Origin of the sequence: Streptomyces sp. AK08-02 (assembly GCF_033795085.1) — a bacterium.
Taxonomy (GTDB): Bacteria; Actinomycetota; Actinomycetes; order Streptomycetales; family Streptomycetaceae; genus Streptomyces; species Streptomyces echiniscabiei.
On record NZ_JARAZV010000004.1, the window covers coordinates 225787 to 238875 of the forward strand.

2 protein-coding genes and 1 pseudogene are annotated in these 13089 nt (G+C 70.7%); all 3 read left to right on the forward strand.

The window, feature by feature from the left end; translation table 11 throughout:
* Nucleotides 1–47 precede the first annotated feature (47 nt).
* Nucleotides 48–10718 (forward strand): annotated as a pseudogene (locus PV734_RS09625) (type I polyketide synthase); the annotation flags it as partial.
* Between the two features lie 139 nt (nucleotides 10719–10857).
* On the forward strand, nucleotides 10858–11646 hold the full coding sequence (locus PV734_RS09630) for an arylamine N-acetyltransferase family protein (protein ID WP_319090957.1): 789 nt from the start codon (nucleotides 10858–10860) through the stop codon (nucleotides 11644–11646).
* 58 nt (nucleotides 11647–11704) lie between these two features.
* Nucleotides 11705–13048, forward strand: coding sequence for an NAD(P)/FAD-dependent oxidoreductase (locus tag PV734_RS09635; RefSeq protein ID WP_319090956.1), 1344 nt, complete (start codon nucleotides 11705–11707; stop codon nucleotides 13046–13048).
* Nucleotides 13049–13089 lie beyond the last annotated feature (41 nt).

The window sequence follows — 13089 nt, forward strand, 5'->3', positions numbered from 1 at the left end:
CAGTACCTACTGATGAGGACAGCTAAGTGAGTACTTCATACGAGAAGCTTGTCGAGGCGCTGCGGAAGTCGCTCGAAGAGGTCGGCTCGCTGAAGAAGCGCAACCGCCAACTCGTCAACGCCTCACGGGAACCGATCGCGATCGTGGGCATGGCCTGCCGCCTGCCCGGTGGTGTGGCGAGTCCGGATGACCTGTGGCGGCTGGTCAGCGAGGGCCGCGACGGTGTGTCCGGCTTCCCGGCCGACCGAGGCTGGGACCTGGACGGCCTGTTCGACGAGGACCCGGAGAAGACCGGCACGTCGTACGTCGACCAAGGCGGGTTCCTGCACGAGGCGGGCCTGTTCGACGGCGCCCTCTTCGGGATCTCCCCGCGTGAGGCCCTCGCGATGGATCCGCAGCAGCGGCTGCTCCTGGAGACCTCGTGGGAGGCCCTGGAGCGCGCCGGGATCGACCCCGAGACCCTGATGGGAATCGATGTCGGTGTCTTCAGCGGCATCATGGGCGTCGACTACTTCGCGGGTGGCAACGTGCCCCCCGAACTGGAGGGTTTCACCGGCACGGGAGCGGCGGCCAGTGTGGCCTCGGGCCGGGTCTCCTACGTGTTCGGCTTCGAGGGCCCCGCGGTCACGCTGGACACCGCTTGTTCGTCGTCCCTGGTCGCCATCCACCTCGCCGTCCAGGCCCTGCGTCGCGGGGAGTGCTCGATGGCGCTGGCCGGCGGCGCGACCGTGATGGCCACTCCTGGTCTCTTCATCGACTTCTCGCGGCAGCGCGGTCTCGCCTCCGACGGCCGGTGCAAGTCGTACGCGGATGCCGCGGACGGTACGGGCTGGGCCGAGGGCGCCGGTGTCGTGGTCCTGGAGCGGCTGTCCGAGGCCCGGCGCAAGGGCCACAGGGTGCTGGCGGTCGTCCGTGGCTCGGCGGTCAACCAGGACGGTGCGTCGAACGGTCTGACGGCGCCCAACGGACCCTCCCAGCAACGCGTGATCCGCAAGGCACTCGCCGACGCGGGCCTGTCGACGGCTGATGTGGACGTGGTCGAGGGGCATGGCACGGGTACGGTGCTCGGCGATCCGATCGAGGCGCAGGCGCTGTTGGCGACGTACGGTCAGGAGCGTGAGCCTGGACGGCCTTTGTGGCTGGGTTCGTTGAAGTCGAACGTCGGTCACACGCAGGCGGCTGCGGGTGTTTCCGGTGTGATCAAGATGGTGCAGGCGCTGCGGCACGGCATGTTGCCCGCGACGCTGCATGTCGACGCCCCGTCGTCGCAGGTCGACTGGTCGGCGGGCGCGGTGGAGGTGTTGGCCGAGGCACGCGAGTGGCCGGAGACGGACCGGCCGCGCCGGGCGGGCGTCTCGGGTTTCGGCGTCAGCGGGACGAACGCGCACATCATCCTGGAGCAGGCACCGGAACCCGAGACGGAACCGGCAGAGCCCGCCAACAGTGATGGCGCAGCGCCCCTGGTGATCTCGACGGCCTCCGCGGATTCACTGTCCGGACAGGCCGAGCGCCTCGCCTCCCTGCTCGAATCGTCGGACAGCGTGTCTTTGCCGGACGTGGCGGGTGCGCTGGTTGTTCAGCGGGCGGTGTTGTCGGAGCGTGCGGTGGTGGTGGCGGGTTCGCGTGAGGAGGCGTTGGCGGGGCTTGGTGCGCTGGCGCGAGGTGAGTCGAGTGCTGGTGTGGTCAGGGGCAGCGCCGGGGGTTCGGTTCGTACGGTGGTGGTGTTTCCGGGGCAGGGTTCGCAGCGGGTCGGTATGGGCCGTGAACTGTACGACCGGTACCCGGTGTTCGCGGAAGCCTTCGATGAGGCTTGCGCGGCGCTGGACGGTCAGTTGTCCGGCTGGGTGGAGCATCCGGTCAGGGATGTGGTCCTGGGTGGGGCCGGTGATTTGAGTCGGACGGTGTTCACGCAGGCGGGGTTGTTTGCGGTGGAGACGGCGTTGTTCCGGTTGGTGGAGTCGTGGGGTGTGCGGCCGGATGCGGTGATGGGCCATTCGATCGGTGAGATCACCGCGGCCCATGTGGCGGGTGTCCTGTCGCTGGCGGATGCGGCGGTGGTGGTGGCGGCGCGTGGCCGGTTGATGGAGGCGTTGCCGTCGGGTGGTGCGATGGTCGCGGTGGCGGCGTCGGAGGCGGAAGTCGCCGGGCTGCTGGGTGAGGGTGTGGGTCTGGCGGCGGTCAACGGTCCTGCGTCAGTAGTGCTGTCGGGTGTCGAGGATGCCGTGTTGGCGGTGGCGGCGAAGCTCGGGGAGCAGGGTCGTAAGACCAAGCGGCTGGCTGTCTCGCACGCCTTCCACTCCGTCCTGATGGAGCCGATGCTGGCCGAGTTCGCGAATGTCTTGTCCCAGGTGTCGTGGTCGGAGCCGGAGTTCCCGGTGGTGTCGAACGTGACCGGGCGGCTTGCCGAGCCGGGGCAGCTCACCGACCCGCAGTACTGGGTGGATCACGTCCGCCGTCCGGTGCGCTTCGCCGACGGGGTCACGGCTGCAGCCGGCGAGGGTGATGTGGTTGTCATCGAACTGGGCCCGGGTGCGGCCTTGTCGGGTGTGGTGGCCGAGTCGGCCGGTGAGCGGGCGACGTGTGTCGCGGCTCTGCGGGACGGTCGTTCCGAGGCGCAGACCCTCCTCACCGCGACCGCCGAGGTCTTCGTACACGGAGGGGCGGTCGACTGGGCGGGAATGTTGCCGGTCGCGGGTGCCGCGCACCTCGACCTCCCGACGTACGCCTTCGACCACCAGCACTACTGGCTCCCGGCCACCCCTGCCACCGATGTCTCCTCGCTCGGGCAGGGCAAGGCCGATCACCCGTTGCTCGGTGCGGTGGTGAGGCTTCCGCAGTCGGACGGTCTGGTCTTCACCTCGCGGTTGTCCCTGCGCACGCACGCCTGGCTCGCGGACCATGCTGTCGGTGGGGTCGTCCTCGTCCCCGGTACCGGGCTGGTCGAGTTGGCGGTCCGGGCCGGCGACGAGGTCGGCTGCGGCACGCTCGACGAACTGGTCATCGAGGCGCCGCTCGTCGTGCCCGAGCAGGGCGGTGTCCGCGTCCAGGTCGCCGTCGGCGGCCCCGACGAGAACGGCGCACGTACCGTCGAGGTGTACTCCGCCCGCGAAGACGCCGAGGCCGATGCGGCCGACGGAGCCGGTGTGTGGACCCGGCACGCGTCCGGAACGCTGGCGCCGACGACGCTCGCCGCGCCTGCTCCGAAGTTCGACTTCGCCGCCTGGCCGCCGCCCGGCGCCCAGCCGATGGACATCAACGGCGGCTACGACCTGCTCGCGCGCGTGGGCTACGCGTACGGGGAGTCGTTCCAGTGCGTGCGTGCTGTATGGCGGCGCGGCGAGGAGGTCTTCGCCGAGGTCGCCCTGCCGGAGGAACTGCGCGACAGCGCCGCCCGGTTCGGTATCCACCCGGGACTGCTGGACGCCGCCCTGCACTCCAGCATGCTCAACGAGGCCGCCGCTCTCCGCGGCCGGGTTCCGGACGACACGGTGGCCGACGAGCCCGTGGTACGGCTTCCGTTTGCCTGGAAAGGTCTGGCGCTGCACGCCGCCGGAGCTTCCTCCATCCGGACGCGGGTCGTGCAACTCGCGCCCGACGCCATGGACCTGGAGGCGGTCGACGACGCGGGCGGTCTCGTCCTCAGGCTGGACTCCCTGGTCTCGCGGGCCATCTCCGCCGAGCAGTTGGAGGCCGCGGCCGGCACCGCACCGGGCAGTGACTCACTGTTCACGGTCGAGTGGACCGAACTGCCCGCCCCGGCTCCAGCTCCGGAGACTCAGACGCCGTCCGCCCTGCCGCAGTTCACCGTCGTCGAGGCCGTCAGCGACGGTGACACCGACGCCGATACCGAAAGCCCCTACGCACTCACCAGCCGCGTATTGGATGCCGTTCAGGCCTGGTTGGCCGACGAGACGCTCGACGACGCCTCCCGCCTCGTCGTACGCACCCGGGGAGCCGTCGCCGCCGGGGGCGACGCGGCGCTCACTGACCCCGCAGGCTCCGCCGTCTGGGGCCTGGTCCGGGCCGCGCAGGCGGAGAACCCCGACCGGATCGTGCTCATCGACACCGAATTACCCTCCTCTGAAGGCGAGTTGAGCGCTGCACTGGCCGCCGCTGAACCCCAGCTCGCAGTCCGTGGTACCAAGCTCCTCGTCCCCCGGCTCGCTGGGGCCGACGTGTCGGTGCCCGCACCCGCCCGCAGGGTGCTGGACCCGGAGGGCACCGTCCTGGTGACCGGCGGCACCGGCTCTCTCGGTGCGGTGCTTGCCCGTCACCTGGTCACCCGGTACGGCATCCGCCGCCTCGTCCTGACCAGTCGGCGCGGCCTGGAGGCGGACGGTGCCCGCGACCTCGTAGCCGAACTGCGAGCCCTGGGTGCGGAGTCGGTCGATGTCCCGGCGTGTGACGTGACCCACCCGGAGGCTCTGGCCGCCCTCCTCACCGAGCTCTCCGGGGCCGGGCACCGGCTCACCGCGGTCGTCCACGCCGCGGGCGTCTTCGACGGCGGGGTGATCGGCGACATCACCCCCGAGCGGATGGCCAGGGCATTCGCGCCGAAGGTCACCGCCCTTCAGCAGCTGGACGAGCTCACGCGCGAACTCGTCCCGGATCTGGACGCGTTCGTCGTCTACTCCTCCGTCTCGGCTGTCTTCCTGGGCGCGGGTACGGGAAGCTACGCCGCTGCCAATGCATTCATGGACGGCCTGATGGCCAGGCGTCGCGCCGACGGCCTGCCGGCCCTGTCCCTCGCCTGGGGACCGTGGGAGCAGTCCTCCGGCATGGGCGCCGACCTGGACGAGCTGGCCCGGAGCCGGATGAACCGGCGCGGCGGTGTGCAGCCCCTGTCGGCGGACGAGGGCCTGGCTCTGTTCGATGCCGCCCTGCACAGTGACCGTTCCCTTCTCGTCCCGGCCAAGCTGGACCTGCACGCCCTGCGCGCGGCCGCCAATGCCGGCGCCGGGGTGCCGCCGCTGCTGCGCGACCTGGTGCGGCCGGCCCGTCGGCAGGCGGCGCGCGGGGCGGCGCGGGACGGCGGCAGCGGGCTCGCCGCACGGCTGGCCGGGCTCGCGCCCGCCGAGCGGGAGGCGCTGCTTCTGGACCTCGTCCGTACCCGTGTCGCCGCTGTTCTCGGCCACGCGGGTACGGCGAAAGTCGTGGCGGAACGGGCGTTCAAGGACGCCGGCTTCGACTCGCTCACCTCGGTCGAACTGCGCAACCGCCTTCGCGAGGCCACCGGCCTCAGCCTCCCCGCCACGGTCGTCTTCGACTACCCCACCCCGCTCGCCCTGGCGCGTTTCCTGCACGGTGAGTTGGACGGGACAGGGGCCGCACTCACCGCGGCGGGCCCGGTGACGCCGGCCTCCGCGGTCGCGCACGACCCGGACGATCCGGTGGCGATCGTCGGCATGGCCTGCCGCCTGCCCGGCGGTGTCGCGAGCCCCGAGGACTTGTGGCGGCTGGTCACCGAGGGCCGGGACGGCGTGTCCGGCTTCCCGAACGACCGCGGATGGGGTCTGGACGAGCTCTTCGACAGCGACCCCGAGCACGAGGGGACCTCGTACGTCGACCAGGGCGGCTTCCTTCACGAGGCCGGGGATTTCGACCCCGCGTTCTTCGGGATATCCCCGCGCGAGGCCACGGCGATGGACCCACAGCAGCGTCTGCTCCTGGAGACGTCGTGGGAGGCCATGGAGCGGGCCGGCATCGATCCGGGCACGCTCAAGGACGCGGACGTCGGCGTGTTCAACGGCATCATGGGCGTCGACTACTACGCGGGCGGCAACGTGCCCGCGGAACTGGGCGGCTTCGCCCTGACCGGCACCGGAGCGAGCGTGGCGTCGGGCCGCATCTCGTACGTGTTCGGGTTCGAGGGACCAGCGGTTACCGTCGACACGGCCTGCTCGTCCTCCCTCGTCGCCCTCCACCTCGCCGCCCAGGCGCTACGGCAGGGCGAGTGCTCGCTCGCCCTGGCCGGCGGTTCGACCGTGATGTCGAGCCCGAGCATGTTCATGGAGTTCTCCCGGCAGCGGGCGCTCGCGTCCGACGGCCGCTGCAAGTCGTATGCGGACGCCGCGGACGGCACCGGCTGGGCCGAGGGCGCGGGAGTCGTCGTACTGGAGCGACTGTCGCAGGCTCGCCGCAACGGTCACCCCGTCCTGGCCGTGCTGCGCGGCAGCGCGGTCAACCAGGACGGCGCGTCCAACGGCCTCACCGCCCCCAACGGTCCCTCCCAGCAGCGCGTCATCCGCAAGGCCCTCGCGGCGGCCGGCCTGTCGACGGCCGACGTCGACCTGGTCGAGGGCCACGGGACCGGCACCGTACTCGGCGACCCGATCGAGGCACAGGCCCTGCTCGCCACCTATGGGCGCGGCCGGCCCGCCGAACGGCCGCTCTGGCTGGGCTCGCTGAAGTCGAACATCGGCCACGCCCAGGCGGCCGCAGGTGTCTCCGGCGTGATCAAGACCGTGCAGGCGCTGCGGCACGGCGTCATGCCCGCGACCCTCCACGTGGACGCGCCCTCCGCGCAGGTCGACTGGACGGCCGGCGCCGTCGAACTGCTCACCGAGGCTCGCGCCTGGCCGGAGGTCGAGCGGCCGCGCCGGGCGGCGGTGTCCTCCTTCGGCCTGAGCGGCACCAATGCGCACGTGATCCTGGAGCAGGCGCCGGAGCTTGAGCAGGCACTGGAGCTTGAGCAGGCACTGGAGCCTGAGCAGGCACCGGAGACGGAGCCCGTGGAGCCGGGGCTGGTCGGAAGCGATGACGGCGTGGTGCCGTTGGTGGTGTCCGCGAAGAGTGCCCAGTCCCTGGCGGGTCAGGCGGAGCGGCTGGCGTCGTTCGTCGGCGCGGAGCACACCGGCGCCCTGCCGGACGTGGCGGGTGCGCTGGTTGTTCAGCGGGCGGTGTTGTCGGAGCGTGCGGTGGTGGTGGCCGGTTCGCGCGAGGACGCCCTTACCGGGCTTGGTGCGTTGGCGCGGGGTGAGTCGGCTGCGGGGGTGGTGACGGCCGGTGCTTCGTCGTCCGAGGCGGCGAAGGTCGTGGTGGTGTTTCCGGGGCAGGGTTCGCAGCGGGTGGGGATGGGCCGTGAACTGTACGACCGGTACCCGGTGTTCGCGGAAGCCTTCGACGAGGCTTGCGCCGTGCTGGACGGTCAGTTGTCGGGCTGGGTGGAGCACTCGGTCAGGGATGTGGTCCTGGGTGGGGCCGGTGATCTGAGTCGGACGGTGTTCACGCAAGCTGGTCTGTTCGCGGTGGAGACGGCGTTGTTCCGGCTGGTGGAGTCGTGGGGTGTGCGGCCGGATGCGGTGATGGGCCATTCGATCGGTGAGATCACGGCGGCTCATGTGGCGGGGGTTCTGTCGCTGGCGGATGCGGCGGTGGTGGTGGCGGCGCGTGGGCGGTTGATGGAGGCGTTGCCGTCGGGTGGTGCGATGGTCGCGGTGGCGGCGTCGGAGGCGGAAGTCGAGGCGCTGCTGGGTGAGGGTGTGGGTCTGGCGGCGGTCAACGGCCCCGCGTCGGTGGTCGTCTCCGGTGTCGAGGATGCCGTGTTGGCGGTGGCGGCGAAGCTGGGGGAGCAGGGTCGTAAGACCAAGCGGCTGACCGTCTCGCACGCCTTCCACTCCGTCCTGATGGAGCCGATGCTGGCCGAGTTCGCGAACGTTTTGTCCCAGGTGTCGTGGTCGGAGCCGGAGTTCCCGGTGGTGTCGAACGTGACCGGGCGGCTTGCCGAGCCCGGTCAGCTCACCGACCCGCAGTACTGGGTCGACCACGTCCGCCGTCCCGTCCGCTTCGCCGACGGCGTCACGGCTGCAGCCAGCGACGGCGATGTGGTTGTCATCGAACTCGGCCCGGGCGCCGCCCTGTCGGGTGTGGTGGCCGAGTCGGCCGGTGAGCGGGCGACCTGCGTCGCCGCCCTGCGGGACGGTCGTTCCGAGGCGCAGACCCTCCTCACCGCGACCGCCGAAGTCTTCGTACACGGAGGGGCGGTCGACTGGGCGGGAATGCTGCCGGTCGCGGGTGCCGCGCACCTCGACCTCCCGACGTACGCCTTCGACCACCAGCACTACTGGCTCCCGGCGGGCGGCACCGGCGCGGGCGGCGATGTCGCCTCGCTCGGTCTGACCGGCATCGATCACCCCATGATCGGCGCGTTCGTCGAGGTGCCCGAGACCGGCGGTGTGCTGTGCACCTCCCGGCTGTCACTCCGTACCCACCCATGGCTGGCCGACCACGCTGTCGGCGACACCGTTCTCGTGCCCGGCACCGGACTGGTCGAACTGGCCGTGCGGGCAGGTGACGAGGTCGGCTGCGGCACGCTGGAGGAGCTGATCATCGAGGCGCCGCTCGTCGTCCCCGAGCAGGGCGGCGTCCGCGTCCAGGTCGCCGTCGGCGGCTCCGACGAGGACGGTACCCGCGCCGTCACCGTGTACTCGGCGTCCGAGGACACCGCCGGGGATCACGGCAGCGACGTCTGGACCCGCCACGCCACCGGCCGGCTGGGAGCGGCCCTGGCCGGGAGTGCGGACATGGCCGACTTCGATGTCTCGGTCTGGCCGCCGGTCGGCGCCGAGCAGCTTCCGGTCGAGGGTGGCTACGATCTGCTGGCAGCGGCGGGTTACGGCTACGGTCCGGCCTTCCAGGGTGTACGTGCGGTGTGGCAGCGTGGCGAAGAAGTGTTCGCAGAGGTCGCTCTGCCCGACGACCAGCGCGGCGACGCGAGTCGCTTCGGCATTCACCCCGCGCTGCTGGACGCCGCCCTGCACTCCGGCACGTTGGCCGTGGTGCTTGCGCACCCGGCGGACGAGGACCACGCCGGCACAGGAGCCGGCATACCCGTGCCGTTCGCCTGGACGGGGCTGCGCCTGCACGCCGCCGGTGCCTCCGAGCTGCGCGTGCGGATCGCGCGGTCCGTCGACGACACCTTGTCTCTCGAGGCCGCCGACTCGACGGGTGCTCCGGTGCTCAGCCTGCGGTCGCTGATCTCCAGGCCCGTGTCGGCCGAGCAACTGAGCCGGACGACGGCCGACCACAGCCGCGACGCGCTGTTCGGGGTGGACTGGACCGAACTGCCGGCCGTGAGCACGCGTACAGCCATGCCGGTGTCGTCCTGGGTGTCGGTCACGTCCGCCGAAGAGGTGGCCACACTGGCCGACGAGGTGCTGACCGGGGTGTCCGGCACACCCGAGGCAGTGATATTGACGGCCGCCACCAAGGGCTCGGACGTCAGCCCGCTGGAGTTGACCGACCGGGTCCTGGAGGCCGTCCAGACGTGGCTCGCGGGTGGCGGCTTCGCAAGTACACGGCTGGTGGTGGTCACGCGGGGCGCCGTGGCCGCGGGAGGCGACGCGACCGTCACCGACCCGGCCGGCGCCGCGGTGTGGGGACTGGTGCGCGCCGCCCAGGCGGAACACCCGGAGCGGATCGTCCTGCTGGACACAGAAGCCGACGAAGCCGGCCCAGCCGCCGAAGCGGCAGAGACCCCTGAGAACACCGCCCTCGGTGCACTGTTGGGTACTGTTCTCGCGCTTGGTGAGCCCCAGATCGCGCTGCGTGGCGCAGGGTTCCATGTTCCCCGGCTCACCCGGGTCGGCGTTCCGGCGTCGGCCGCCTCGCCTGGCGGTGCGGTGCTGGACCCGGAGGGCACAGTCCTGGTGACCGGCGGCACCGGCGCTCTCGGTGCGATGCTGGCCCGTCACCTTGTCACCAAGCACGGCATTCGCCATCTCGTCCTGGCCAGCCGGCGTGGTCCGGACGCGGACGGCGCTCGAGATCTGGTCGCCGAACTCCAGGCACTGGGCGCCGAGTCGGTCGCTGTCCCGGCCTGCGACGTGGCCGATTCGGAGGCGCTGCGGACTCTGCTGTCCGGGCTGACCGAGCCGTCCAGGGTGAAGCACCGGCTCTCTGCCGTCGTTCACACCGCGGGCCTTATCGATGCCGGAGTCATCGGTGAGATCGACCGGGAGAGTCTGGAGCGAGTGTTCGCGGCGAAGGTGACAGCGACACGCCAACTGGACGAGGTCACCCGGGTGTTCGCCCCGGACCTCGACGCGTTTGTCGTGTATTCATCCGTTTCGGGGATCTTCATGGGTGCTGGTACGGGCAGTTACGCCGCTGCCAATGCCTACATGGACGGTCTGATGGCCAGGCGTCGCGCTGACGGCCTGCCGGCACTGTCCCTTGCCTGGGGCCCGTGGCTGCAGGACACGGGTATGGGGGCGAGCCACACCGACGAGGTAGTCCAGAGAAGGCTGAACCGGCTCGGTGGAGTACAGCCCATGACGTCCGCGGAAGCCCTGGAACTGTTCGACGCCGCCCTGCACAGCGACCGTTCCCTGCTCGTCCCGACCAAGCTCGACCTGCGCGCCTTGCGGGCCGATGCCGCCGCGGGCCGCGAGACTCCCCCACTCCTTCTCGGGCTGGTCGCGGCCCGGCGGAAGGCGGCGCGGCCCAGTGTTTCGGGCGACGAGCGTTCCCGGCTCACCGAACAACTCGTGGGACTGTCCCCGGCTGAACGGACGACGGCCCTCCTCGACCTCGTACGGACCGAGGTGGGAATCGTCCTCGGCTACCCAGCGACCCAGCTGATCGACGCGGACCAGGGCCTCTTCGAGATCGGCTTCGACTCGCTCACCGCGCTCGAACTGCGCAACAGAATCAGCAAGTCGCTCGGTATCAAGCTCACGCCCGAACTGGTCTTCAGCTACCCGACGCCGGCGCTGGTCGCCGCCCACGTGTACGGGCAGTTCTTCGGTGAGGAAGCGCCGGGTCTCCCGGGGGTCGCCGTGTGACAGGAATCCGGCACCAGCCACAAGGCGGAAACGAACCACAAGGCGGAAACGAACGGCGAAAGGAGCCCAGGCAGTGTTCAACGCGGAGGCGTATCTCCGGCGCATCGGCTGCGACGGAGAGGAAAAGGCGAGCATCGAGACGCTGCGCAGGCTTCAGAAGCGGCACCTCATGGCGATCCCGTACAGCATCGAAACGGTCGAGATTTCCGCCGATGGCATCCAACTCGTCGAACTCGACGAGGACGCGATGTTCCGGACGGTCGTTCTCGAAGGGCGCGGCGGCACCTGCTTCCAGATGAACCGTCTGTTCTTCCGTCTCCTGGGCGAACTGGGTTATGACGTCACGCTGCTGGCGGCAAGCACCGCCGAGGGCTGGGAGAACTACGGCACCGAGGTGGAGCACATGTTCATCCGGGTCGCCCTGGACGGCGCCGAGTGGCTCGTCGACGCCGGCTACCCGGGACCCTCGTACCTCGAACCGCTCCTTGTCACCGACGCGGTGCAGACCCAGTACGGCAGCCAGTTCCGGCTCGTGGACCAGGGCGACGGCGCGTACGCGCTGCAGCGGCGCGCACGCGCCGGGCGTTGGGGTGTCGTCTACACCTTCCGGCTCCAGGAACGACGGTGGGACGACTGGAAGGCGGTAGAGGCCGGCATGCGCGCCATCGCTCCCGCGCCGGACGGCGATCCGCAGGGCGGGCTGTACGGCCGGACCTTCGACAACGGCCAGGTCGTGCTCAAGGGCCGCCGGTACCTGACGGTCCGCGACGGCCGCGAACGCGCCCGCACGGTCGTCGACGACGACGAACACCGGGCCCTGGTGGCGCAGATCCTCTCCGGGGACCTGCCCGGGCTCTCCTGAGCGGCTTCCGGAGACAGCACCATCCGCAATCCGAGACAAAGGCTGGAAGGAAACCAGAATGGCCAAGAAGACGGCTGACGTGGTGGTCATAGGCGGCGGACCGGCGGGGGCGGTCAGTGCTTTCGTGCTGGCCCGCCAGGGCCACTCCGTCGTGCTCCTGGAACGTGACGAGTTCCCGCGGTTTCACATCGGCGAGTCTCTGCTGCCGTACATGATGGGCCTGTTCGACCGGATCGGGCTGCGGGAGGCGCTGGAGTCCAAGGGCTATGTGCCCAAGTTCGGCGGCGAGTTCATCGACCCGACGGAGACGAAGTTCTTCTCCGGTGTCTTCCGGGCGGACTTCAGCCTCCAGGGCGAGGGGCGTTTCGACCGGGCGTTCCAGGTCGAGCGGGCCCGGTTCGACGCGATGCTCGTGGAGGAGGCCGGCAAGGCCGGCGCCGAGATCCACCTGGGCACGCCGGTGAAGGACCTTCTCCTCGACGGCGAGCGGATCACCGGTGTCACGTACGAGAAGGACGGCGAGGAGCACCGGATCGACGCGTCCTACGTGATCGACGCCAGCGGCCGGGCCGGCCGGATCGCGAACAGGTTCGGGCTGCGCAAGACGCTGGAGAAGCTCCGCATGGTCGGGGTGTTCCGCCACTACTCGGGCCTCGACGAGCGACACAACCTGGGCAACGAGGGTGACATCCAGGTCGGCGCGCACGACGACGGCTGGGTGTGGGCGATCCCCATCTCCAAGGACGTCATCAGCGTCGGCACCGTGATGCCGCGTGACGTGTTCCGCAAGGGCACGCCGCAGGAGGCCTTCGACGAGCACCTGAACCGGGTGCCGCGGATCACCGCGCGGCTCACCGGGACGACCCCGGCCACGGACCTCAGGATCGAGACCGACTACTGCTACCACGCGGACACCGTCACGGGCCCCGGCTGGGTCATGGTCGGCGACGCGGGCTGCTTCGGTGACCCGATGTTCTCCGGCGGTGTGCTGGTCGCGGCGTCGACCGCGGCGCGCGCCGCCGAGACGATCAGTGCCGCCCTCAACAACCCGGCCGACGCCGACCGGCTCATCGAGGAGTACGCGAACTACTTCAAGACGGGCTACGACACCTACATCCGCCTCATCCACGCCTTCTACGACGGCGAACTGGTGGCGGTGGCGGCCGACGCCGGGCGGACCACCTCCCGCGAAGCACTGGAGCGGTACCTGATCCGGCTGATCGGCGGCGACTTCTGGAGCGAGCACAACGCGGTCGCGCAGGAGATGCGGCGGCGCCCGGAGTGGGACACCTTCGCACCGTTCCAGCGGGTCTTCGGCTGCCCGGCCTACCCGCAGCTCGACGAGCAGGACCGCAAGGAGCGCGCCGAGGCCCGCATCCTGCGGGTGACCGCCGGCCAGTAACGGCCCCGGTCAGGTCCGGGGGTTGCGGCGGACCGCCGCAA